Here is a 25,572-nt window from a genome sequence, read left to right on the forward strand (position 1 = left end):
ATCTGCATTAACGGTTATAACTGTGTGTCTGTGTCAAATCCAATTTTCCCTGTAGTTTTGGGGGTCTCATGAAATTAAAATGTATGTTTCTGTCTCTGCTACTTTCCTTCTGCCTGGTGCTATCTGTTACCTTTCCTTCTCGTGCTGAATCATTACCATACTTTTATGTTCAGGCGATTGCTTCTGATGGTACCTGGGTCTTGTTGCCTTATAATGCTTCTACTGGTCTTTAGGCAACAAATAAATTATCTGGATATAGTGATAAAAAATGGATTCAATTGTCGTTTTCATTTACAAGGGCTGGTATTCCTAAGTCTGGTACATATGGTGTTTGGTTTAATGCTTTTGGTGATTTGTTCTCCTGGTTTAGTGATCGGCTTGGTTTTCTCTCTTTTCCTATTGATCTGCTGGCTCAGCTTGTGGAAATGTTTCTTGGCCTCCTCTTCCACTGATTTTGTTGTCACACTCCCCTCTTTTGAAATCATGGGGGAGCCACTGCTCCAGGAAGCCAGCTTCAACTTTTTGGATTTATAAAGCTCTGTGAACGTAAATGGGAGGAGGTTATGATGAATTGATTATTGAAAGTATTTTAAACTCGTTCTCTTCTGCCCTGAAGCTTATCTTTGGCTGGATTAATCTCCCGGATGTACCTCCTGAAATTGCGGATGTTATTAACCAGTTATTTGGTTATACGCATTCAGGAATTGGTCTTGTATTTCTCTTTGTCCCCATGCCATTGGTTCGGATCCTGTTGCCTTTGGTTGTTGTGGTCGTGAATTATTCAATATACTCTCCCCATTTATTTTTCTTTGTAAACCATTGCGCCGGAAAAAACATAATTTTGATCCTCAGCATGCTGTGTGTCAATTATTTCAAAGGTGGCGATATCAGCGGATAGTTTTTTTCCAGTATAAAATACGTCCATTCCATCCGTAAAATAACCACTCAGGCCAAATTGCTGAAAGGAAAGAGGATGCTCAGAAAGTATTTTTCCCTTGTAATAAACAAAATGCCTGTCCAATGCATAGCCTGTTTCCACAGGGTAAACAATACCGCTGGATTTCTTTATATTTTCATAAAAAATTTGAAGTTGGTAAGCAGAGGGGCTCTGGATACTGCGGTTTGTGTAAAAGTAGACGCGCTTTTCATCGCAAGCATATTCCTCTCCAACGGTTTTAAAAGAGGGCATATCTACATTTTTCAACGGCATAAATACAGGGTATAAGTCTCTGCAACTCTTTTGTTTTTGCACAAAAACATTTTTCTTGTCTGTCAAATAATGACGGTTCAGCACTTTGAATTGACTGAGATCAATAGGATGTATTTCTTCGTTCTTTTTGTTTTTTATGATTTCACCACAACAGTACAAATGATGATCATCGTGGGAGAACATACAGGCAGATAACCATGGATGACGAGCGATGAATGTTGCCTTCCAAGGAACATTTTGAAATATTCCAATATAGGGATTTTCAAAAATACGCTTTTGAATTTTTCTCGAAAAAGATGATATTGTATCTGTTGGACTCATCAACTCATGATATTCTTCTTCAAAAAAATACAAGTGTGATTGCAATTGGTTGTCCAATTTTTCTATCCCGAAAGGTTTTAGATCATATTTGTATTTGGTGAAATATTCATCCAGTACATAAAAGTAATTATATTGTTGAGAATAAAAGTTCCATTCTTGTATACTCAAACCAAGTTGCTTTATGATTTCATAATAATTTTGGCCAGTGTTAGCAAAGAAGTACGCAGATTGCCATAAGGCGTATTGTATTTTAGGTTCCTTCATTTCTATACAAAACCTTTCTATGTGATAGATGAGGTTCATACGATTCTCATACTATACTCGAAATTAAAAACATTTGCCGGGAATTAAGCCACGTTTTTCTTGCCGCGTTTGTTACATAAAGGCATAGCAGAACAATTAATTGTTTCTATATATAACGCAGTTTTCTCTCCGTGGCTAACCTTAACTAACAAAACCTTACATTTTTTCATTCTGCCTAATTACGCAGTAGAAATCGTTTTCCGGTGGTAGCCCAGGCTAGGGCAAGATCAATGCACCAGGGAGCAACTTGATAGGCAACATCCGTAAAAATACCTGAAGTATTCTGTGTATCGATACATTCCAGCTAATACTATGTACTTATTTTTCATAAATATAATACTCCTTTTGATGTTTTCTATGCTTTGGACCGAATGATCACAAAAATAAATATTATCTTCCTGAACAAAATTTGATTTTTATAATACTTCTGCACCCTAATTATATCATAACTTGGTGCCGGTTAATATACTGAATATTCATTTTTAGAATTTCCAGAATTAAAAAAGTAAATTCCACTCCTTCTCAAGCCTTGAATGAAAATCGAGATTCCACCCCATAGCTGGGATGTATTTTCTAGCAGTTATCGCTATTTTAGTGGATTTTAGCCTTCCATTTTCACTTAAAATCATCTATACTTTATTCATACTTGAGCTGTTATGCAGATTTTTTTACATAATAACAAGACATCTGGAAAATCTCTTGATAAAAGTAAATTCCACATGTCTGATTTTACCTTTTCACAAAAATGACACTGTCTGCAAGCTTAAAATCAACTTTTTCTTATTTCAGTAGTTGCGGTTTTAGGATTATTTTATCCGGATGGATGGCTTTTAAATCCAGACCTTCCAATAGTTCCTGAGCATTCAGCAATTGAGCCAGTTCAAATGGATTGCGGCCATTTAAACTGGCTCTTGTTGTACTATTGATATGATTGGTCAGTTCCGTCATATCTTTTTGGATATAGCCCTCCAGGGATCGACCTTTTGGAATCACTTTGCGTATGTATTCATGGTTCTTTTCTAATCGGGCTTTCTGCCAGGATGCCAGCGGTTCACAGTAATAGATTTTAGTCCTATTCTCTCCCAATAGTGTTTTCTCAAGAGCAAGTGGATTTTTGAACTCTGATCCATTATCAGTGAGTATGATCGGAAAGCTTTTTCTGAATCCCTCTACCCCTAAAAATTCTGTTAGACTGTCAAACACTTCAACCACACACTTCTGACTACATTCTTCCAGAAGAAAAATCAACATCAGGCTGCTGTTTCGGAAAAGCATGGTCAGCATTACTTTGCCACTTACCCTATTTCCATGCACAGTATCCATCTCAACCACATTTCCATCACCGAATTCTGCCAAATACATTTGGAAGTCCTTATAGGTTCTTCCTTCACGGTAAGCATAATCAATCCCCGGTTCTTTCCTGCGTCTCTTCCGTGCTTTATATTTCACTTTTATAGTTGGCTACTTCCATGTTACGTCTAAGATCGTATTCTTTTATTGATAATCCTTTTTCTTCAAGATATGAGGCTATCATTACATATTTTAGCTTTTATGGATTTCTATCACATCGTTCAATCCAGTATTCATCAATTATTGGTATTATATTTTCATTGATTTTCTTTGAACGTGCCATGGTTACTACTCCTCTCCTCTTCCCAGTCTTTTACCAATTTCTGCGTATAATAAGATTCGTACTGATTAGTACTGGCTTCTAAACGCATATAAGCTGATTTTACATCTTCTTCATATCCCATGTTTTCCGGTACTTTTCAAGGCTGTTGATAAAAAATGAAGTTCTTTATCTATTTTAGATTTGTAAATATCATCGTTATCCAAAAAGTATGACATATGATTTTTGCGATAATATGAGCAATTATAACAATAACCAATTTCTCCGTTGTTCCCTACTACTTTTTTACAATCAGAGATATCAGAATTGGCAAGTGAAATTAGAGATCCTGTTATTGTGTTTTGGCTATAATCTAAACAAACTGCATACAAAAATCCAGAGAGAACGATTAGATCATTTCCTGTTTGAAGCGAAAACAGCATAGAATTTCTTGCCTAGAAGGGGGAGGCTGTTAAAGTACGCAAAAAATGATGAGAAGCACTGATAAAATCGGTGTACTCGTCATTTTTTTTAGATTAGGGAGCACCGCTCTTAACTAGGGCTTTTTTGCAACACTCCCTCGCGCCGAAACGCAGTCGCTTTAGCGGCCATACTACCTTAGCGCGGAGTGCGTATCCCCCGGAAGGTTTTTGTATCATAGGTCGGAAAATGATGCAAGGGAAATCTGCGGGTTCTGCACTTTCTTCTTTGCGGTACTATGAGCAGCGCTGTCCTACCGCTCCCTATTCTTCTTAAACTGATAAGGAGTAATCCGATAGGCTTCCTTAAATACCTTGATGAAATACTGAGAAGAGCTGTATCCCAGCTGTTCTGCAATCTCTTTTACACTGCAGCCCTCATCCATCAGCTTGATTGCTCTGCTTAGTTTCTGTTCTTTGATATATTCTGCATATCCCTTTCCCATCAGCTGCTTAAACATACGGCTGACAGCATCCGGGCGCATGTGCAGCTCATCTGCAAGATAATCCAGAGAGATGCAGGTTTCCAGGTTCTCATCGATGATTCCGATAATCCTATCCTTTAAGTCTACATCCACCGATTCTTTCTGATGCCTGATATTTCGGATAATGCTTTCACACAGATAATTTGCCCATTGGTGGAACTCATCAATATCAGGAATCTGCTTAGAGTGTTCCCTAATGTCATAACCAAACACCACCCACATATCCAGCTGGTACTGCTGCATCATCTGATTAAGCATGGCAACCAAATCCCGAAGGGTGGAGTTGCAGTAGATAATATCATAGTTTCCGCTCTTAAGAGATACAACCATGCCTTCCATACGGGTTTTAAAATCCAGGAAGTCCTCGTTGGCAATATCCAGTTCCATAATCTCAAACAGCTTCAAATGACTGCCGGAATGCTTGCGGCTTTCCAGATGCAGCATCTCAAAGGACAGGTACAATTCTTCAGGATAGATATAACGGTATTTTGCAGTCTCCACTGCGGTCCGGTAGCTTTCCTTCACACCTTCTTTTTTCATGGAACAGTTTTGGCCTGAAACTATGTGGAAGGTATCCCACCTGGCTTTCATTTCCTTCAGGAAGCTTTTCCGGACTTCTGCCATATCCTGCTCCCAGGCTGTCACAACCCCAATCAGTCCGTCGTTCTCCATGGTAGTGAACAAGACCTCATAGGGCCTGCTTCCATTGGTATATTCTCCCTGCAGGCTTTCCACAGACAGGTGGGCGCCATATTTCTCGGGGAGATAGAAAAAAAACGTACATACACAGTCTCCCTTGAGGTAGGGCTCCAGCTTTTCGTAGCCTATCTCCGGGTTTTTGCTGAGAATAACCGACCGGACAGCACTTTGGAACAACAAGGAGTTCGAAGAGTCTATGGACTGATGAAGGGAACTAATTTCCTTAGCAAGCACCTGCAGCGAACCTTCAAAGCCTTTGGTGTCGTTCTGGATAAGGATTCCGGCTCCCGCCGACACCTGCAGAACCCGCTTCCGGTAAACAGTATTATTATAATAAGTGATGATACCCAATATCAGCAGGTTAAAGCCGATGGATACCAGATAGCCGATAATCAACATCCGTTTTGTCACGTTATAGTCCTGATAAAAATGACCGTCATCCACCCAGTACATATATAACAGTCCTGTACTGCCAGATTTTTTATAAAATAACGTCAGAGGGGTACCTGCCACATCCAGAGACAAAGGCTGCCCGCCCTCGTCAAAGACAACACCTTCTCTTTCTGCTACAGCCAATACGGCAGAGGCCGACATCCTCTCTCCTTCATAGAGAGGCGTATCATAGATAACACCGTCCTCTTTCCCGATAATAGCCAGGGAACCGTCCTTCTCACTGATATATTCTCCAAATGCAGATTCTGCAATATGAATTCCCAGATAGACGGACTGTCCATTCCAATTATACTGAGTCAGCTTTGCCACGTAAGTCATCACCGGCTCATTCACGGAATACACCTTTACGGGCCGGTCTATGAAGCCATTGACCTCTCCGCTCTTTCTCCACACCTCAAACCAAGGCAGATACTGTGCAAACCGTTCTTCGGTATTGGGAAAATGGACCTTGTCAAAGCTGGTCACCACGGTGCCAGTGCCTTCATAATAGATATCTATGCTTCTTACGTAGGGATAAACCTTCTGCATCTGGCGCATCCCCTCTGTCAGCTGCCGGATCTTCTCGGGCGAACCGGAGATGTCCTTTTCCTGAGGATAGAGACGGTCGTCATTCTCCGTCACAGGAGAAAAGTAGTACTGAGGAATATGATAGACGAACATCATAATCTGCTTATCAATATTTCCAAAAGCCAAATCCGTCACCTGCTTGTTGTTCTCAATAAAGCTTTTCAAAAACGCATCATTGCTCATTCTGTGAAATACAAAATAATTAAAAAGAGAGACCACTGCAATGCTGAACAGATTGAGCCATAGAATCACAACAAATACTGACGATTTCAGATACTTCCCTTTGACAGTAAATTTGTGTTTCATAACCCACCTCCGATACAGACACCTGGCGGTCTCCTTTTTTATCTAATACTTAGTATATCATAAATATTTAACCTTTAACAGATCCAACCATCATACCTTTTACAAAATATTTCTGAAGGAATGGATAAGTACACATAATTGGTATCAGTGACAATACCAAAGCAGCCATCTTCATGGTCTCTGTATGCACCAGCACGTCTGCTGCTGCCTCCATATCGGCAGTCTGGCCGTTGGCCAGTATGGTCTGAAGTACATATTGAAGAACATAGAGTCCCTTTTTTGATACATATAACATGTTGTCCATCCATGCGTTCCAGTGCTGTACGCAGTACCACAGTGAAATCGTGGCCATAACCGGAGTGGACAGAGGAAGAAACACCTTGAATAGTACCTGTACATTGGTAGCACCGTCAAGCTTTGCTGATTCCTCCAGCTCTGCTGGAATTCCCATAAAGAAATTCCTTGTGATAATCAGAGCAAAGCCTGTAATCAGGCAGGGCAGGATATACACCAAAAAGTTATTGGTCAGATGCAGTCCCTTAATTAATAAATACTTCGGTATCATACCACCAGAGAAGTACATGGTGAATACTACAAACATCATTAATTGCTTACGGTAAGGCAGATTTGGTTTTGCCAGAGGATAGGCTGTCAGTACCGTCACCAGCACACCAGCCGCTGTACCTGCTGCAGTTCTCAATATGGTAATCAAGTAGCTGTTCCAGAAATTAGGGTCTGTGGAAATCTGCTTATAACCTGAAAAGTTAAACTTGGTTGGGAACAAGTGAAACCCTGTTGCATTTACTACGGATGCCGGACTCATGGATATGGTGATAACCTGCATAAAGGGCAGCAGAATCGATACCATCAGCACAAGGGCTAACCCGTAGGCCAGACCATCTATCAGCCAGTCTTCGGCAGATCTTTTTCTTTTTCCACGCATGGAATTCATTACCTGGCCCCCTTTACCATAAAGCATAATCATTGGTTCTACGTGCAATATAATTCGTCAAAAGCACAAGACCAAAGGATATGATATTTTTAAATAAGTCTACTGCTGTTGTGAAGCTGTACTGCATGTTCTGAATACCCATACGGTATACGAAGGTGGAGATTACATCACCCACCCCATATGTAGTTGGAGTCAGGAAGTTATATACCTGTTCGAAGCTGTCATTTAAGATCTTACCTGATTCCATAATCAGCATAACTGTGACAATCGGTGCCAGGGCAGGAAGAGTAATATGCAGTATCTTCTGAATTCTTCCTGCTCCATCCATATCTGCCGCCTCATACAGTGACAAATCCACGCCTGTAACAGCTGCCAGATATACGATAGAGCCCCAGCCGATTCCCTTCCACATATCGGAAAGAACCAGCACACCACGGAAATACTTTGCGTCTCCTACAAAGAATATGGGATCAAATCCCAGGTTCTGCAGCAGAATGTTCACAGGACCTCTGGATGGAGATAAAAACTCAATGATAATACCGGAAACCACAACCCAGGAAACAAAATGAGGCAGGTATGAAACAGATTGGGCTACCTTTTTAAATTTAACACTTTTAATCTCGTTCAATATCAGACACAGAATAATTGGTGCCGGAAAGCATATAAGTAATTTCAATAAACTAAGGACTAATGTGTTTTTCAACACGGACAGGAAGAATGGATTTGTAAACAAGCTCTTAAAATGCTTTAAACCCACAAATGCACTTCCATCAATTCCTTTTAAAGGATAATAATCCTGAAATGCGATAATGAGACCATACATAGGTCCATAACAGAACACAAGGAAAAATAATATTCCAGGAATCAGCATAATATAATACTCTTTATATTGTGACAGATTGCTCCAAAAGCCTTTTCCTTTGCGGGCCGTTTTTATCTGAGATTCCGCCATAGTTACCTCCCAAATGATTTTTCAGTTATTTCTGTACTGCTGCCAGCTGCTCTGCGTAAGCCTTCTGAATCGCCTGCTCTGCTGCTTCTCCTCCGGCTGCCTTAAAATCTGCCACGAAGGTATCGAAATAATCCAGCGGTTTCGCACCTGTAATCATGTCATAATATGCCTGTTCTGTCAGTGTCTTAAGAGTTGCACTTACATTGGAGAATTCCTCTGTTGCCGGAGCATTAAAGCGGTAGTAACCATTTCCTGTAAGAGCTAATCCATTTTTCACTTTTGCAGCGTTTAAGGTCTGGCCGTAGAGAATTGTATCACCAAAATCGACCTGCATAACGCCCTGCTTACGAAGTTCTACGCCATCACCGATACGAACTCTTGCTTCCCCAACCTTATTAAACTGTTTTCCTTCCAGACCAAAGTTGGATAACTCCATAAAGGCTGGGTCTGAATAATATGCATCGAGAATAGCCAGGAATGCGTCTACCTTTCTTGGATCAGAAGCGCCCTGAGTGGTTAAACAGGTGAAACGGCCTACTTTAGACCATGCTTCTGTACCTGAATCGCCGTTTGGACCTACCGGTGCAGGACCTGCTACGATTTTTGCGTCTGGATCTACAGCCTTCATCTCTTTCAGACAGATTGCCTGGTTGTTCACATCATCCACATCTGTGCTGAAGTTTAAGTAATGATAAGGCATAGCAGATGTCAGACCAATCTGTCCGTTCATAAAGGAATGGGATAACCAGGCATAACCGCCATGATTCTCACCTGTGATAAACTCTTTATCAATAATACCCTTCTGATACCAACGGTTGAGCACTTCCAAAGCCTGCTTTGCTTCCGGACGTATATATGGGAAGAAAGGAACATTATCCTCACCCAGCTGAAGCTCATGAACCAGGAATCCAGGGGTACCGCCTGTCATACAGCGAAGACCAAAAGCACCGAATACTGCACCGATTGCACGTTCTGCCATACCTGCAGTATCCTTTTTACCATTGCCATCTGGATCCTGCTCTACAAAAGCAGTCAGAACCTCTTCGTATTCCTCCAGTGTTTCAGGAACCTCTAAGCCTAATTTATCCAGCCAGTTCTGATTCCAGAACATCGCCATAGGCACTACGCTCATAGGATTGGCAACTCCGTAGTTCTTACCTTTATAAATCATAGAGCTCCACAGTGTACCGTCGTTATTCTCATCTGCACATTTTGCAAAGTTAGGAGCTTTTTCTCTGATCGTTTCAACAGGAAGCTCTGCAATGATACCGCCCTCTACGTATTTTGCCAAGTCAGATGAGGTTCCAACTACCAGAACGTCCGGCATCTCTCCACCGGCAAACTTTACATTTAAATTCTGCTCAAAGTTACTGGAGTCTACATAAAAGCCTTTCAAATCAATATTGAAACGTTCCTCTATCATCTTAACTACTTCTGCATCATCATCTACCTCGGCAGAGGTCTGGCCTGTCAGCCAGGACATCTGAACTGGTTCAGAACCAGCTTCCGTGTTATCTGATACTGTAGTTCCTGCCTGTGTCTGTGTTGTCTCCTTAGAACCGCAGCCTGCCAGTAAGCTTCCTACCATGGCTGTTGCCATCATACAGGCTGTCCATCGTTTCCATCTTCTCATTTCATTGTCCTCCATTAATTGTTTTATGCTTTATCTGTATTCCTGCCAGGTGCCTGTTTGAATCAGTAGGAGGGATACATGAGCTGTAATGAGAGAATAACACAGTTTTTTGCACACAGCAATCTACAATAAATTGTAAAATAACACTTTTTTGTAATAGCAAATCATGTTCTTTTTATTGGCTTTTTAATAGTAAATCAACTGATTTTTTTGTTTTCATGACTATATTTTGCAATAGCAAACAAAAAAATGTTATTTTACAAAAAAAGTATCATTGAAGATGCCGACAGCTTTTCCTATAATGAAACCAAGACTTAAACAGGAGGATTCCCATCTATGATAAACATACCGATAATGGAAACCGATATAACTGATGACGATTTATTTTCTGCCCTCTCACTGGACTACCCCGGGCTGTCTGGTGTACGTGATTCCCTGAAAAAGGGCCATACGGATGTGGCAAAAAAGGAACTGATCCGCTATTTTCAGACGCGGACCAATGTTTCCTATTATTATGATTACCGCAGCCTGCCTTTGCAACCCATTGAGACGGATACCAGCCCCCAGATGTTCCAGTCGGCTATGGGACTGAAGGGAAGTTTAAAGGAGTTTTGTTTGTATGCAGGACAGAAGATGATGGACGGTGTCTATGTCCGTCCGGGAGGAGACGTGGAGATTGCTTTGGGAGATGATTATGAGCATCTTCCTCATTTTAATGTAAAAGAAGATACTGGAAAGAAGCACCGTACGATTTTAGATATCTTTTCACGGGGGCAGTTTTTTGAATATCTTGCTGTGCTCTACCATGAGACGGGAAGTCCTGCCGTAACCGCAAAATTCCAGGAGACGCTTCAGATGTTTTGGGAGCATTACCCCTTGAATCTGGAATTTACCGATGCTGGTATTTCCCACTTCTCTCATACAGAGGACCGGGATGTTATGAGTGCAGGGTTTCTCACCCTGTGTTATCTCAGCTTGTTTTACACAAGACTGCCCTATGAAATTCCTGCCGACATGGCTTTTGAAATCTTAAAACGCATCTGGTTTCTGGGAATTCAGTTCCGAAGATTTGACACAGACACCTACCGGCCCTACAACCATCATATGTGGGAACGCGGGCTGGTACCATTTATACTTGCTACCCTGCTCCCGGAGATTCCGGCATTTGCCCATATGAAAAACAGAGGTATGGAGGTAGTCCGCCGCCATGTTATGGAGGATTTCAACGAAGCGGGAGGCTACAGTGAACATTCGATCGCCTACTGGTCCGGTGCCGCCTTAGGAGAAATGATCAGCAACGGTATCCATCTGGGACACTTAAACAACACAGAGCTGTTGGATGGGGAGAGCAGCGAGCGTATCAAAAAAAGCTACGATATCCTGGCTCAAATCACCCCGCCTCACAGCAATTTCCCGGCTATGGGAGATAACGGAAATCCTCAGGCAAACCGGATCTTATATAACGGCGCTTACCGCACTGGGAATAGAGCCTGCAGGCAGCTGCTGGATTACCGCTTAAAACTGTCCCCCCAGCTTCCCACAGAGCCTCTTGATTACTGCAATGACATCAGCGGATTCTTTTGCTCCCGAAGCAGCTTCTCTGAGGATGCCAACTATGTTCTGATGTCTGCCAAGGTAAATTGTGGTAATACAGGACACAACCATATGGATATGTTATCTCTTTCCGTATCCATGAGAGGCCAGGAGTTGATTGGAGAACCACATTCAAGGCAGCTTTACCACTCTGTAAAGGCAGGCACTCCTCACCGGGGGTATATGTATAATATGACGTCTCACAATACGGTGCTGGTTCATGGAAATCCGGTTCAGGAGGATCGCTTCTATGCTTTGAAATGGGGGGTATACCGTCCTGATTCTCCGGTAGAGCATTACTCATCTCATGAAAACGGCTGCTTTGTCAGTGCATACCATGATGCATATACATTTTGCCGTCATACACGAAAGCTTCTTTCCTGCCGCGAAAAGGGATTTTTGATACATGACTGTATCCGGGGTGGTGACCGTGTTCTGGAACCTCATATACAGCGTTTCCACTTGTATCCTGATGTGAGGTGGAAGCAACTGCATGAACGAAGTGTTCTCCTGGAAAAAAATGGAACAAAAACCCTGCTTTTATGGGGCGGCGAACCTGCGCTGCATATCTGGCAGAAGGAGGATTTGTGCCCGGATATCGTCAAAGACAAGCAGCATCTGTCTACTATCATTGATGCACACTTTGTACCTGCTCTGGACGATGAATCCAGAATTGGTCACGTTATCCAAAATCTTTTGATTCTGGATGTCACAGACAAGCTTCCTGAGCTGTCCCATTGTGATGACCTGTGTGCCAGACTGTTATCCTATGCAGAAGATAATAAGCTGGCAGATGCACTGGATTTATTCAAAGAAATAAAATAGTATGAGTTAAAAACCATTGGAAGCATAAAAAAAGAGCATTCTCACTGAGTACTTTGTGAGAATGCTCTTTTTAGGCTTTGGATAACTTTGCTGCTACTGCTTTTTCTTTCCTTCTTCCCAGATACCTTCCTTATTTAAATAATATTCTCGAACCCAGGTATCTGTAAGCATTGTGCCTTTACTTCCGTTAGACGTTTCGTTTAAATAATACCAAACTCCGTTCCACTTAATCCAGCCTGTGGACATATAACCGTTCTTATCAAAATAATACCATTGATTTGTTCCCAAATAGCTTAATTGGAACCAGCCGTCTTTGGGATAGGATTTGTTGGTATACTGATACCACCAGCCTGTGGCATCCTGAATCCATGCTCCGCTTCCTGCCGGGGCGGTGCCTGGCCGGCTTCCGCCGCCACCGCTGCTGCTTCCGCCACCGCTGCCTGGCTTAGGTGATGAACCGTGCTTGGCAATGCTGAACGTAGAAAAGCTGCTGGTTTCAAACTGTGTTGAATTGTCGGAGCCGTCATAAACGAAATCCAGCCATTCATCAATTCCGTCACCCACATGATGAATCATATAGCCGGGGATTGGGAAAAATTCTGGGGGCAGTTCGATTGTAACTTTTACCGGAACCTTCAAAGCTACGGTGATGTTGTTCACAGCAAGGTCACATTCAAAGGTTACGGCTGCTCCGTCCTGAGGCTGTTTCTGGACTACCCGAAATTCCAGGTTGGTCTCATGTTCTGATTTTGTGGTAATGCCTGCAGCAAGCAAGGCTCCGCTGATTTCAGCCCTCTGTATCTGCTTGTTTCTGGTCATTCCTGATGGAGCACTGATATTCGGAACAGGAACAATTCCGGTTACCGCCTGCAATAGGTCATCCACCTTTTTTATGGTTTCGGTCTTCAGGTTCTTCCGGTCCGCAGAATCCAAGCCTCTGATTTGATTGGCTACTGTGTCAATCAGCTCCGGAGATGAAGTGGAATCAAGTTTTTCCAGAGTGCTTTCTATCTCGTTGACCGTAAGGCTTTTCTCGAATTTCAAGTATTTATAGCTGCTAATGTTCTTTGCCTGATAGTCTGTTGTGGGAGAGCCGCTGGCCTGTTGGCTGGCAGTGACTATAAGGTCGGAATAGCTTTCCGTGTTTGGAGCTTTATTCATGGCTGATCCATATTTGTTGATGGATATCACTGTAGCTGTATCCTGGATTTCAATGGTACCGTTTTGGGCATACAGAGCGGCTTCTGGACTGTCTGCATTGGCTACCACACTTGTTTTTCCACTGATTGTGATACTGTCCTCTGCAGCAATGGAGCCATTGGTAGTTACTGCTGCCGTGTCTCCGATTGTAATGGAACCGTTTTTCCCTTGCAGAGCTGGAGCTGAAGCATTGGCGGAAGCTTCTACTTTGGAAGTTCCATTGATGATGATGCTTTTTGCTGTAATTGGTCCATTTGCTGTCAGTTTAGCATTTTCTGTGGATGTAATCATAAGGTTACCATCCATAGCAATCCCTATGTCTCCGGCATCCGGGGTGATGGCAAGGCTTCTGTTGACTCTGATTGCAGCTGTTTTTACTCCAGGAGCAAATACGATTTGTTTGTTGCCGCGGAACTTATCATTCAAATCCAGGTATGCTCCGTTCCAGTTCCACCCCTGCTCCTTTATACCCCCATTTTCCGTTGAGATTGTCAGGATTCCATCGGATAAGCCAGTTGAGAGTCCACTGCTGCTTCCTTTGGTAAATTTTAAGTATTTATAGCTGCTGATGTTATCTGCCTGATACTTTATTGCAGGAGAACCGCTTGCGTATTCACTCGCGGTGACTGCAAGGTTTTCATAAGTTTCTGTTATGGGCGCAGAACTCATGGCTGCTCCACTTTCGTTTCTTACTGTCACTTCTGCTGTATCTTTTAGTACAATGGAGCCGCTTTTCGCATGTAGTGCTGCGTCTGAAACATCGGCGGCTACTGCTATCTGGAGATTTCCAGTAATTGTAATGTTTTTTGCTGAAATTGGTCCATTTATAATCAGCTTTGGGATCTTTTCGGCTGTGGAGGTAATCGTAAGGTCACCATCCATGGAAATCCCTATGTCTCCAGCATTGGGATCGATGGTGAGACCACTGTTAACTTTGATGGTAGCTTTTTCTATTCCGGGAGCAAATACGATTTGTTTATTTCCGCTGAACTTACCATTTATGTTTAGGATTGCTCCGTTCCAGCCCCAGCCCTCTCCATCTACACTCCTTATTTCCGTTGAAATTGTCAGAATTCCTTCGGATAAGCCGGTTGAGATACTGCCTGAAATACTTCCTTTTTTTGAAAAAACATCTCCAGCTCCCACATAAAGACCCTCTGTGAGCTTGTCTGCTGCAGCAGGAGAGTCTGCGGCGCCTACAGTCACCTGGTCGTTTGAAGCGAGAAGGTTTCCCTGGTCGCTGAGCTTATTAGCCATGCCCTTAACGATAGAGCCATTGCCTAAATATATGCTGCCTCCATCTTCACTGGTGAGTGCACCACCATTGATGATAAGCTGGCTTTCACTTGATGAAAGTTTAATACCAGCGGGATTATCACTCCCGGTTCCAGAAGAGTTAATGGCAATTATACCGCCGGAATTAATTGTTCCCACACTATTAGGTGCATTGTAAATGATTGCGGTATCTTTGAAATTTTTGATTTCAATGCTCCCTCCGTCATTCACATTTAATTTTGAGTTTTTACCTACAGTAATCATTCCGTTGCCTTCAGGGGAATCAATTACAATTTTAGCGCCCTTATTTACATTCAACATATCCGCCCGTACGCATGCACTATGTGATGTCAGATTGACTGTAATTTCATCGTTTTGATTGCCGCCCAAATCTATCTTCCCTCTCAGGGCATCGGTAGCCGCACCAGGAATTGTGACGGTTCCACCTCCTTGAATGGTCAAAATGTACATTTTATTAGTAGTTTTATCATAAGAATTAATGTTCCCGGTAACGGTCAGGATTTTCTCTGTTGGAATACTCAGGGTGTGATTGGCTCCCAGCACAACTGCAGTATCCTTAATTGTAATATCAGACTCTAACAAAATAGTGGATGGAGTGCTATCTGCCAGTGCATTCTTTAGTTTCTCAGCAGTATTGACAGAAGTAGTCCCACTTCCACCATCACTTCCTGCCCTTCTGATAACCACCAGAGAAATATGGTCCATTTCAGCCATTGCCAGGTGTCCGTTTCCTGTGGTTTTTTTCTTTTCCACGGTCTGGTCTTCTTCGTCCATATGATAGATCTGGTAACCAGGTGTATCCATCAGATTCGTATCATCAAGCAGCTCATACATATTTTCAAAGGATATGGTCACATTTCCTTTTTTATTGTCGGGCTGTACTTCCTGTCCGTCTTCGCAAAGGATGGTGACATCAAAGTATGCCAGCTCCTTCTCTGGAATTTCCTCAGCTCCTTCCAGTGCTTCTATCGCCTGCTTAAGAGCCGCTGTGTCCTCATGTCCCATCAGTTCCACAGCTAAGCTTACATCCTCAGGGAAGACCTCTGCATCGGCAGAAACCGTGATCAGATAGTCTCCGGCTTCTGCTGTAAGGGAAATACCCTCTGGCTTCTCCTCGCTCTTCTTATCAGCTTTTAAGAAAGGTTTTGCCTGAGACGGTGTTGCCGGCTCGGGGAGGCGGTCTGGTTTTTCGGCATCTGACGGTGTACTCTCCCTTAATTCCATATCCTCATAATCAGCATCCAGTGATACCTCCTGCTGATTCGCTCTGTCCTTTGCTTCTTCGAAACCAGCCATGGTTTTTTCCGAATAACTATCCACAGCTCCGTAGAGCGGCCCGGTGTTTATGACGGACAACATCAGAACAGCCGACAAGCATACCGATATTTTTTGTTTCCACCATGTTTTGTTATTGTGATTCATCCATATTCTCCCCTCAATTAATCTTTTACTGTAATCTTCTGGATTTTGCTGTTATCTACATAGAAACGGAATCCATCTTCGTCGGTTGCATTTTTCTTGTTCTTAACAATATTTCCGTTCTGATCAATCAGATAATATTTCACCTTAGGCGGCTCATATCTTACGGTCCATACCGTCTCATCCTTTTTTTTATCGTAAATACCGGAATTGCATACCTCGTCCATAAACTCTTCTACATCAATCTTGTGAAGCTCCTTATATTTTACAAGGGACATTCCTACAGTCTCCTCTTTGGATTCCACCTTGACAACCGCATACCGGTGCCCCTCTTCCGGCTTCAGCAGCATACCTGCCTGATATAGCCTGCCATCCTTTTCACCATAGACGCCGCTGCCTTTTAAATAACCACTGTCTTCAAATATAAACTCAAACGTTTCATCCCCCAGCTTTACCGTCTGTTTACCAGTCAGCATCGTGCCGTTTTTCCCACCAAAATAATAGAAACGCATTTTATGACTGTCGAATAAATACCGGTAGCTTTCCACCAGGAAACCCTTGCTGTTGTATCTCTCAAAATCAATTAAGTCGGTGAATTTATTTTCATCTGAAAACTCACGGTCGGTTTTGTCCTGATACCAGGTGGCCTCAATCATGCTGGAGGTTTTTTCATTCTCCATGGTAAGGCATACAAAACCGTTAATCAACCGTCCATAGTTGTCAAAAGCGTACTTTTCACCGTCAATGACACGGATTTCATTGGCATATATGTTTCCGCTTTGGTCGGCATAGTACATATAGGATTCATTGTCTAAATGCTTTGATTCCATCAGGTAACGGCTGGGTCTGGCTCTGAACCAGCCATTGGTGTAGCGCATCCCTGATTCAGGGCTGCCAAAATACATAAATTCCTTTGTATATAGGCGTCCTCCCTGTCGCTGGGTTAAATTTTCCTCAGCACTTACCGTTTTATCATAGGCATTGATGGTAATCAAATCTGGACTGGCATACCAGGAGGATAGCATCCGGCCATATTGATCAAAGCCGTATTTCTGTCCGTTAATGGTCTTTTGAACCAGCCCATCCGGTTTACCTCTTGTTTTTTTACCGGCAGAAGAAAAATAAAACCATCGCTCCTGATCCTCATCTTCCCAGATACCGTCACTTGGCATCATTTCGTCTTCAGGATTTGACTCAATACGGATTCGATCCCAGCCGCGGCGCATTGCTCCATCACCTTCTGGTCCGAAATAGTATTCGCAGTCCTTCCAGGCATCCGCACCCGTCTGGCGTTCTCCCTCAGCGACCCAGCCGTAGAGCATCCTGCCTTCGCTGTCAAAGGAATATTTTTTTTCGCCGATTTCTTTGACAAAGACTGACCCGGAGGATGCATCGTCAGGTCTTTTGTATGCCTTGCCGTTATCCTGAAAGTAGTAAAAATGCTGCTCTGGTTCATCCTCCTGCCCTGCATTTTCATTGTCAACTGAAACCCATTGGTTGCGGGTCATAAGACCGTCCGGATGAAAATAATAATACTGTCCCTGGATTTCTAACAGCTCTCCGGCTGCCTTTTCCCCATCTTCTTCATAATATACCCAGCCATCCTGCTCCTGCATCCAGCCGGTACTTCCAAAGGCAGTCATGGTTATGCCTGCTGACAGTACAGCTGCAGCGGAAAGGCCTACCATTAAATTTGCCTGCTTTTTCATACACAATCTCCATTCTTATATTAATATTTGTTTAGCTGCAAATGATAGGTGCCGGCTGAGCCTGTAAAGTATATGATACCGCCTTCTTTTTTTGCCGTCTTTTTCTGAGAAACACCCTGAGCATCTGTTATCGTCCATTCTCCCTCAGAAATTCCTGCAACGGTCACTGCAACCTGGCCCTCACCCGGAATTGTCACGGAGATATCCTTGGTCAGCCGTTCTTTATTCTTAGCAAACAGGGAAACCTTGTCGAAAATTCTTGCTCCAAGAATATCTTCTGTTTCAATGAGATCTGCCTTGTCTACCGGACTTAAATTATCTGCATCAGATACATACATTACATTTAAGAAGTAATCCGTCTCTGATGGCAGAGAAGGGCTGACTTCGATACGTCCCCACCCGAATTCTGTGCTTGAATAGCTGTCAAAGTTGGTATAGTATTTTCCGCCTATTGGTGGGTAATTCCTGTCCACTACCCAATTTTGCCGTCCGGGACCACCCATCTTTGTAATCTGAGCATTTCTGGGATACAAAGTCTGCATGGTGAGTTTTCCGTTATAACCAATGGTGTCTCTTTTTATTTCTGTCACATTGCCGTCAACCTTTGGTTCCTGAAGGGAATACATCAGGAAGGTTTTCTTAAAGGTTGGTTTCCTGGCAGTGATTTTATCCATAACTACGAAAATTGCCGGTTTCTCTTCTATACCTGTGGGCATAAAGAGCATAGAACGCCTTACCTCTGATACTTTGTCTGAATAGCCCTTTGCTAAATCTCCGCTTATATAGGAATATTCCGGTTCCTTAGGATCTTCGCCGTATTCCATTGAAAGGAGTTCAGCCTTTTGAGATTTCTTATCTGTAAGGTCTGCCAAAACCTTCTGTTCTGCTGCTTCTCTTCGCTGACCTCCAGAGTTTCTGGGAGCCGGTATGGAGGTGGCTGTTGTCATCTTTTCGTCAGGGTCATAAATCAGGAGGGAGTTATGACCTATGGTTTCCTTTGCGAAATTGGAATCGTGAAGACTTCCAAAGCTGTCATAACGTCCGATATCCCAGGCCAGAGGACCTTTATAGTAAATCTGAAAGCTTCCTGAATCCAAATGGGCATGATTTCCCACATAGGTTTCTCCGATTTTAGCCCATGCAATGGCATCGGAAGATTTTACTCCTTCATTTAAACCAGTTCTGGCTACCATAAGGCCATTCGGAGAATCAAAAAGCCTGGTATGAGGCAGCTCTGTTTTAGATTTCGGAACCACATTAGGATCGTTTACAATCAGAAAGTTAACAGGTGTCAGCAATGGATGAAAGCTTATATAAGATAAAAAGTTAAAGTCCTTACTGTAAGTCTTAAATTCACCCTTTAAGTACCCATCATCCCACAGAGAAGAGGCATATAACAGGTGGGGCATATCCTCTCTTACCCAGGTAGGAATCCTTGTTCCAAGAGAATCGCCGTTGGTATCTCCTTCCGGGAAGGAACGGCCATCCGGACGGTTGTTATATAACAGCATATACGGTACTTTTCCCATATCATCACTGTAAACCTTAGTGCCATTCATCCGGTAGAACATGAACTGGGACTGCAGCTCTATACCAAACCTCAAAGCATTGTATCCCAATCCCTGATGATAGGTTCCTGAACGGTACCACCAGTTTTTCGTTTCCACCAGGCCGTTCATAATATATCCGGCTACCAGGTTGTAGATATCAGGGTACTCATCGTAGCTGGCAATGGAAAATGCCAGAAGATCTCTTTGGATATGAGTCTCGGAATTGTGTCCATGAACGGCATAAACCTGGGTCATAGGCCAGCCCCCCATGCCGGTGATGGTAGCTGCCAGGGTTTCGGCATTGTCCACAAACAGCTTCTTGTCTTCCTGTGAAACTAACGGATAGCACCAGTCATAGACCAAGGCAGACAGGTAGATTACCACACCCTTTTCTCGTACAATATCTGATTTCTTTGGATTATATTGGAATGTCTTTACTACATTTCTCGCAGCTTCAACTGCTTTTCTTCCATTTTCAACATTGCCATTCACCGCATAATCAAAGGCATAGGCTTCGATTACTGAAAACGTAGTATAGTCCAGGTTGGAGCCTGTTCCCAGCAGTGTATCTCCTAAGATACCATCCACATCCATTTCCAGCAGCCTTTTTAGCTCTGTCATGGCATAGGCTCCTTCGGAGGTGAGCATATTGGCCCGGATTGCAGGAATGTCCTTTTTGGTAAACATGACCCGGGGATGTGCTCCCTTTACCGGGAATGTTGACGGCATACCAAAGCTTGCAGGAAGTATCTTCCGTTCTGTAGATTCCTCTGCCTCTGTTCCTGCCTCTCTTTGGTTTGTTACATTTGTCGCAAAGCTCGTGTTCGTAGAAGAAATTGTGACAACGGCAATTAATAACAGCGTGCCCACAGCTCTTCCCCATTGTTTTTTCATCTGCGATCCCCTTTCATATATGCAATTTATTTTATCAGCGCAGCAACCCTTTATGATGCTGGTTCAACGCTTAGCTTAGTACGTCTAACTTAACATAGAACATTTCTGATGGCAATTACCATAAAATTGTAAAATAATAACTTTTTGTTTTCGTTATTTTTTCGTTTTTTCTAACATTTTTTTATTTTTACCGTGTATTTTGATGACATGGGCAGAGTGGATTAATCATGAAAAAGCCTGTGAAATACAGAATCTTAGAGCCAAATTCTGAGTGATTGCGAAGAAAGGTAGCAGCCAGATGCTCTATGGTATGCATCTAAGCGGTATTCATCACAGGTTCAAAATTAGGTCGGGTCATACGAATGTCGAAGGTGGTGCGGTGTGCACTGAGCTGGGCGGCAGAATAGAGTGAGTTTAATAGAGAAAACCCATTTTATACATATAAACGGTTGTCCGAAAGGGTAATCTCATATTTTTTTCCTGAAACACAGAAGCTTATCCGTACCGTACCGTCCGCAGATAATGCTTTTGTAATCTCTGTGACCTGCTGCGGTTCCTCTCCTGCTCTTGATGGCATGGCAATGCATACAAAGGCCTGTTGTCCCTCCGATACATGCTCTGCCTCAAAACGGGCAATCACGGTATCATGCCAGACATCGTTTTTCGTAGAGATTTTTGCCGGAACTAAAGATGGCTTTAAATTCTCATCTGAATAAACACTAACGTTTGCCTCCTTGGACAGGGATCTGGCAAAGCAGTTCTCTGTGTTAACCAAAGCCTGCGGCGCATCCATATGGAAGTTTATCTGTACACTGGTGTCCAAAGCAACCTGATCCAGGATATCCAGCACCAGAAGGAATTGCTGATCCACAATGGCAACTGCACGTTTATGCATTGTGGGCATGTAATTGGCATGTTGGGCAATGGAGTAAATCAGGCGGTCTGTGTTTTCCACTGCCAGAATATCTCCGTGCTGCTGTGGACCATACTGCCATGAAGAGATATACTCCCAAGGATTTTCATGATTCAGGGTAAGACAGTTATGCCAATGGGCTGATTTTAAATTCTTTCTATTTTCGTCATCCTTATAATAATAGATGGATGGGTCACCTAACAGGCAGCGGCCGTAAGCAGTGAATTCAAAGCCTGCCGGGTCGATGTGAGCGTGGTTGTTTTGAATTGGGGTACGGCAGGCGAACATGACGTACAGAGCGTCATTTGACCAGTCGGTTCTTAAAAATACCTGCTTTAGCTGTTTCTGCCAGGAAGTCACCGGCAGCTGGGGCATCTTTTTGATATTGGTGATGCGCTCAATCTGGTGATGCAGGTCGTAGAGATCTGGAACCTCCCAGATATGAACTCCCATATCAGCCATCAGCTTTTCCATACTGTAGTAATAATGGGCATTCTCCAGATAGGAAGGATCTTTAAAGACCATATAGTGACAGAAAGCGCCGGCTGCCAGCGTGCTGCTGTAGGTGTGGCTGTCTCCCCAGGAGGAATTACCGCCGCATGGCCGTGTGGCATGTGCCGCATACTCTACCATCCTGCCAAGTCTTTCCTTATATGCCTCAGAGACGGCAAAGCCATATTTCTCCGAAAGGAGCAGAGGAAGACACAGCCAGTAAGCAGAGCCGTTATGGTAAGAAGCACAGCCCTCAATCTGTCCCCCTTCTTCTGTAACCTGTGCCATCATACAGCGGTCCATCTCGTGAAGTGCATGTTTCTGCCACAGCTCTGCATCCTTAAACTCGGGAAACATAGATGCCAGGTATAAGAGTCCGTTATTCTCCATCAGATAGTGGTTATGGTCCGCATCCGGCCAAAGCTTTGGCGCCACCAGATAGAGAATCTGGGCATGCTCATAAGCACTGAGCAAATAGGTTTCCAAAAATTGTTCTGTGATAAAGCCGCCGCTTATCAGATGATGTATCACCAATGGCCAGGTGCGGTACATACGGATTCCCGCTTCCAGAGAACGCCAGATGCCTTGGTTACATGCACAGCCGTCAAAATCTTCTACTGCCAGCTCTCCGTTTTCCCTGTATAGAGGCTGCACTGGGCAGTCGTCAATCCAGTGATAGAATTCAGCAATGATTTTTTCAGCATAACGCCTGTCACCTGTATAAGAATATGCCTCTGCCAGGAAACGCCATTGATCCATACGGTTCAGCTGATATGTATATTCATCATAATCGAAGATGTTTTCATGCCATTTTACCGGTTCTCCGATGAAATGAAGAGAAGAACATCCGGGGAGAATCATCCGGCCCTGAAGGCTATTATCGGCCTGACTGATTTTTTTCTCCACCAGCTGTGGGAAGAGACCTCGGATGATGGTTCCTCTTTCTGCAAATGTCATTCCATTTAAAAATTTCTTTTCCCGCTGTTTCAGATTTCTCAAAACATCACTTACGGTTATCCCGTCTTTTAATATTTCTGTAATATTCATAAATGTTTTTCGGTCTTTCGATTTAAGACCGTCTCCTTTCTACCGGATGTTGAGCCTCCAGCCTGCTTTGTTCTGCAAAAAACATATCATGCCTCTCAGTAAAGTACAATCATCAAATAATTGCAAAATAACAATTTTTTGCAGCCGAGATTTTCCCTTCATTTCCTTGAACTTTATGGGGATTCTGTTTGATGCTCTCTCCCTGCTTTTCAGCATAGGAGCGGCTTTTACAAAAAAATGTTACTTTTCTAAAAACCATCATTGAAGCTTGCTTCACAAGGATTTATAATCCATATAACATAAACGTCAAAGGAGATCTTTATGAAGCTACCAGAAATCTTTAACAGCCTGCCAGAGGCCAGTCCCCAGGAAATCGCAGCAGCACTAGCCACCGCAGCGGCACAGACAAAAAGCTGCCTTCCTGAATTTTCCGGCCAGTTTAAGCATATCTTTTCCAACCAGAATTTCTACTCCCCCGCTCCAAATGATCAATGGACCAACGGCTTTTGGACCGGTGAGCTTTGGCTTGCCTACGAAAATACTGGAGAGGACAGCTTTCGCCAGGCAGCATTAACACAGGTGGACAGTTTTTTAAACAGAATTGAGAAGGGCATCGAAACAGATACTCATGACCTGGGATTCTTGTATTCCCCTTCCTGCGTTGCCGCCTATAAGCTTACGGAAAGTGAAGCAGGAAAAACAGCTGCATTGATGGCTGCAGATAAGCTGGTTTCACGTTTTCACGAAAAAGGACAGTTTCTTCAGGCTTGGGGTTCTATGGATGACCCGAATAACTACCGCTTGATTATTGATTGTCTGCTGAATCTTCCGCTGCTTTACTGGGCCAGCGAGGAAACAAAAAATCCTCATTATGCCCAAATCGCAGACATTCACTTTAAAACTGCTTTAAGTGTTGTCATCCGTCCGGACTACTCTACCTATCATACCTATTATTTTGACAGAGAGACCGGCGCACCACTTCGCGGAGTGACACATCAGGGCTATTCCGCAGATTCAGCCTGGTCCAGAGGACAATCCTGGGGCGTATACGGAATTGCTCTCAGCTACCGGTATACGAAAAATCCTGAATACCTGGATTTGTTTGAACATGTAACCGAATACTTCATCGACCATCTTCCTGAAAATCTGATTCCCTACTGGGATTTTATATTCTCAGACGGAAGCAATGAGCCGAGAGATTCCTCTGCACTGGCAGTTACCGTATGTGGTCTTTTAGAGATGGCAGACTGCCTGCTGGATGGCACACCAGACAGCCAGACACAGGAAAAAGCAGAATACTATATCCATCTGGCCAAACAGCTGGTGAAACCACTGATTGAGCTCTGCGGAGCAAAATCTCCCGACCAGTCCAACGGACAGTTGCTTCACGGGGTATATGGAAGAAAAACACCTTACAATGACTGTATTGACCATGGAATTGATGAATGTAATCTTTGGGGAGATTACTATTATGTAGAAGCACTGACCAGATTGTCCAAGAAATGGAACTCTTACTGGTAAGAGGAGGAAATACTTATGGGAAATTTATTTGCATATGACAGTCCGCTGTGGAGAGGTATGAATCGGGCTGTGCAGTTCTTATGGCTTAGTATTCTGTGGGGAGCTTGCTGTCTCCCCATATTCACAATAGGCGCATCCACTACCGCTTTATATGCTGTCACCTTAAAATGCGTTAAAAATCAGGAAAGCTATTTAACCCCCTCATTTTTCCGTTCATTTAAGCAAAATCTTAAACAGGCAACTATCATTTGGGCTAGATCTCTTTGTCTGGGAATGTTTCTGGGGGTGGGGCTTCTTTACTACTTCCGCCTGGAAGTTTCCGGGACCTTTTTTGTGATAGTAACCACTGCATTTTTCAGCCTGTTTGTATCTTATCTGTTGACGAACCTATTTGTTTACCCGCTGCTGGCGGTTTTTGACAATACCACAAAAAGAACCTTGATAAATGCGGTGATTATGGCCTTAACCCATCTGCCTTCAGGGATTTTAATGCTGTCCCTTTCCCTGATTATACTGGTTGTGGGTGCTTTGCTGTTCCCACCTCTTCTTTTTGTGGCACCGGCTCTGACTGCCTATATAAATTCCCGCTTTTTAACAAAGATATTTGACCCTTATGTTGCCCATGCCAGCGCTGCCTGCGGGGAGGCAGCACTATGAAGAAAACACATGTGATTATGGCAGCCGCAGACTAGCTGCGGTACGACGTGCTGGGAAAGGATATACGCCCAATCTTAATGCGCTGGCGAAAGAAAGCACCTGCTTTTCCGATGCTTACTGTACCAGCCCTCTATGTGTTCCGGCCAGAGGGTCTCTCTTTACAGGTCTGTGCCCAAACTCCACAGGAAGCCTGATTAATCCCTGGGAAAAAGAGGACGAACACGCCGGCTGCGTCAGGGCAGATCTGGATAATCTTTATGAATGATGGAACGAAACGGCTATGAATGTATTCATAGCGGAAAGCAGCACCTATTTACTTCCGGCGAGAAATTGGAACACAGGAAGGCGACAAAGACAACATGGCTCACTACTGAGGAAACTTACCGGGAATTTTTGCAGAAGAACAAGAAACCTTGATGATATAATATAAATCACATATAGAAAAGGACCATATGCTGCTGCGAATGGTCCTTTTCTATATATTTCC

At 43.3% G+C, this 25,572-nt stretch carries 14 protein-coding genes and 1 pseudogene; 4 read left to right on the forward strand and 11 right to left on the reverse strand.

Annotation, left to right across the window (positions count from 1 at the left end):
* Nucleotides 1-799: 799 nt before the first annotated feature.
* The 6 genes from ACYVD3_RS09280 to ACYVD3_RS09305 all read right to left on the reverse strand — a co-directional run bounded on the left by ACYVD3_RS09280 (nucleotide 800) and on the right by ACYVD3_RS09305 (nucleotide 9,969).
* Nucleotides 800-1,834: a DKNYY domain-containing protein gene (locus tag ACYVD3_RS09280; protein WP_460642230.1), complete on the reverse strand. Its 1,035-nt coding sequence runs from the start codon at nucleotides 1,832-1,834 to the stop codon at nucleotides 800-802.
* Nucleotides 1,835-2,614: 780 nt separating this feature from the next.
* Nucleotides 2,615-3,196, reverse strand: coding sequence for a transposase (locus ACYVD3_RS09285; protein WP_460642231.1), 582 nt, complete (start codon nucleotides 3,194-3,196; stop codon nucleotides 2,615-2,617).
* Nucleotides 3,197-4,176: 980 nt separating this feature from the next.
* Nucleotides 4,177-6,432 (reverse strand): helix-turn-helix transcriptional regulator, encoded by a 2,256-nt coding sequence (locus ACYVD3_RS09290; protein WP_460642232.1) that lies wholly within the window; start codon nucleotides 6,430-6,432, stop codon nucleotides 4,177-4,179.
* A 67-nt stretch (nucleotides 6,433-6,499) separates the two neighbouring features.
* On the reverse strand, nucleotides 6,500-7,384 hold the full coding sequence (locus ACYVD3_RS09295; protein ID WP_460642233.1) for a carbohydrate ABC transporter permease: 885 nt from the start codon (nucleotides 7,382-7,384) through the stop codon (nucleotides 6,500-6,502).
* 13 nt (nucleotides 7,385-7,397) lie between these two features.
* Complete coding sequence (locus ACYVD3_RS09300; protein ID WP_460642234.1) at nucleotides 7,398-8,336, reverse strand: ABC transporter permease; 939 nt, start codon at nucleotides 8,334-8,336, stop codon at nucleotides 7,398-7,400.
* 25 nt (nucleotides 8,337-8,361) lie between these two features.
* Complete coding sequence (locus ACYVD3_RS09305; RefSeq protein WP_460642235.1) at nucleotides 8,362-9,969, reverse strand: extracellular solute-binding protein; 1,608 nt, start codon at nucleotides 9,967-9,969, stop codon at nucleotides 8,362-8,364.
* A gap of 336 nt (nucleotides 9,970-10,305) precedes the next feature.
* On the opposite strand from ACYVD3_RS09305, the gene ACYVD3_RS09310 reads away from it, so the two are divergent.
* Nucleotides 10,306-12,387, forward strand: coding sequence for a heparinase II/III domain-containing protein (locus tag ACYVD3_RS09310; protein WP_460642236.1), 2,082 nt, complete (start codon nucleotides 10,306-10,308; stop codon nucleotides 12,385-12,387).
* A 93-nt stretch (nucleotides 12,388-12,480) separates the two neighbouring features.
* Here the strand turns inward: ACYVD3_RS09310 and ACYVD3_RS09315 are convergent, their stop codons facing one another.
* From ACYVD3_RS09315 to ACYVD3_RS09335, 5 genes and pseudogenes are all read right to left on the reverse strand, one after another.
* A complete protein-coding gene (locus ACYVD3_RS09315) occupies nucleotides 12,481-16,305 on the reverse strand; it encodes an autotransporter outer membrane beta-barrel domain-containing protein (RefSeq protein ID WP_460642237.1) in 3,825 nt (1,274 codons plus the stop codon).
* 17 nt (nucleotides 16,306-16,322) lie between these two features.
* Nucleotides 16,323-18,011 carry a cell wall-binding protein gene (locus ACYVD3_RS09320; RefSeq protein WP_460642238.1) on the reverse strand — a complete coding sequence of 563 codons (1,689 nt, stop codon included), beginning with the start codon at nucleotides 18,009-18,011 and terminating at the stop codon, nucleotides 16,323-16,325.
* Nucleotides 18,012-18,031: 20 nt separating this feature from the next.
* The gene (locus ACYVD3_RS09325) at nucleotides 18,032-20,455 is read right to left on the reverse strand and encodes a heparinase II/III domain-containing protein (RefSeq protein ID WP_460642239.1); all 2,424 of its coding nucleotides are present in this window, start codon (nucleotides 20,453-20,455) and stop codon (nucleotides 18,032-18,034) included.
* A gap of 223 nt (nucleotides 20,456-20,678) precedes the next feature.
* A pseudogene (locus ACYVD3_RS09330) lies at nucleotides 20,679-20,831 on the reverse strand (S-ribosylhomocysteine lyase); the annotation flags it as partial.
* A 57-nt stretch (nucleotides 20,832-20,888) separates the two neighbouring features.
* Nucleotides 20,889-22,907: a heparinase II/III family protein gene (locus ACYVD3_RS09335; protein ID WP_460642240.1), complete on the reverse strand. Its 2,019-nt coding sequence runs from the start codon at nucleotides 22,905-22,907 to the stop codon at nucleotides 20,889-20,891.
* 321 nt (nucleotides 22,908-23,228) lie between these two features.
* Between ACYVD3_RS09335 and ACYVD3_RS09340 the strand changes: the two genes are divergently transcribed.
* Genes ACYVD3_RS09340 through ACYVD3_RS09350 form a run of 3 tightly spaced genes read left to right on the forward strand, consistent with a single transcriptional unit; the run spans nucleotide 23,229 to nucleotide 25,350 of the window.
* Nucleotides 23,229-24,428 (forward strand): glycoside hydrolase family 88 protein, encoded by a 1,200-nt coding sequence (locus tag ACYVD3_RS09340; protein ID WP_460642241.1) that lies wholly within the window; start codon nucleotides 23,229-23,231, stop codon nucleotides 24,426-24,428.
* Between the two features lie 15 nt (nucleotides 24,429-24,443).
* Nucleotides 24,444-25,085 (forward strand): YesL family protein, encoded by a 642-nt coding sequence (locus tag ACYVD3_RS09345; RefSeq protein WP_460642242.1) that lies wholly within the window; start codon nucleotides 24,444-24,446, stop codon nucleotides 25,083-25,085.
* Complete coding sequence (locus ACYVD3_RS09350) at nucleotides 25,051-25,350, forward strand: sulfatase-like hydrolase/transferase (RefSeq protein ID WP_460642387.1); 300 nt, start codon at nucleotides 25,051-25,053, stop codon at nucleotides 25,348-25,350. The genes ACYVD3_RS09345 and ACYVD3_RS09350 overlap by 35 nt, the downstream gene beginning before the upstream one ends.
* Nucleotides 25,351-25,572: the final 222 nt, after the last annotated feature.

This window comes from Lacrimispora brassicae (assembly GCF_054772055.1).

Bases quoted from the DNA above. Each gene is read 5' to 3' on its own strand.
- ACYVD3_RS09280 (WP_460642230.1), bottom strand. From the start codon at position 1,834: ATGAACCTCATCTATCACATAGAAAGGTTTTGTATAGAAATGAAGGAA.
- ACYVD3_RS09285 (WP_460642231.1), bottom strand. From the start codon at position 3,196: ATGTATTTGGCAGAATTCGGTGATGGAAATGTGGTTGAGATGGATACT.
- ACYVD3_RS09290 (WP_460642232.1), bottom strand. From the start codon at position 6,432: ATGAAACACAAATTTACTGTCAAAGGGAAGTATCTGAAATCGTCAGTA.
- ACYVD3_RS09295 (WP_460642233.1), bottom strand. From the start codon at position 7,384: ATGAATTCCATGCGTGGAAAAAGAAAAAGATCTGCCGAAGACTGGCTG.
- ACYVD3_RS09300 (WP_460642234.1), bottom strand. From the start codon at position 8,336: ATGGCGGAATCTCAGATAAAAACGGCCCGCAAAGGAAAAGGCTTTTGG.
- ACYVD3_RS09305 (WP_460642235.1), bottom strand. From the start codon at position 9,969: ATGAGAAGATGGAAACGATGGACAGCCTGTATGATGGCAACAGCCATG.
- ACYVD3_RS09310 (WP_460642236.1), top strand. From the start codon at position 10,306: ATGATAAACATACCGATAATGGAAACCGATATAACTGATGACGATTTA.
- ACYVD3_RS09315 (WP_460642237.1), bottom strand. From the start codon at position 16,305: ATGAATCACAATAACAAAACATGGTGGAAACAAAAAATATCGGTATGC.
- ACYVD3_RS09320 (WP_460642238.1), bottom strand. From the start codon at position 18,011: ATGAAAAAGCAGGCAAATTTAATGGTAGGCCTTTCCGCTGCAGCTGTA.
- ACYVD3_RS09325 (WP_460642239.1), bottom strand. From the start codon at position 20,455: ATGAAAAAACAATGGGGAAGAGCTGTGGGCACGCTGTTATTAATTGCC.
- ACYVD3_RS09335 (WP_460642240.1), bottom strand. From the start codon at position 22,907: ATGAATATTACAGAAATATTAAAAGACGGGATAACCGTAAGTGATGTT.
- ACYVD3_RS09340 (WP_460642241.1), top strand. From the start codon at position 23,229: ATGAAGCTACCAGAAATCTTTAACAGCCTGCCAGAGGCCAGTCCCCAG.
- ACYVD3_RS09345 (WP_460642242.1), top strand. From the start codon at position 24,444: ATGGGAAATTTATTTGCATATGACAGTCCGCTGTGGAGAGGTATGAAT.
- ACYVD3_RS09350 (WP_460642387.1), top strand. From the start codon at position 25,051: ATGCCAGCGCTGCCTGCGGGGAGGCAGCACTATGAAGAAAACACATGT.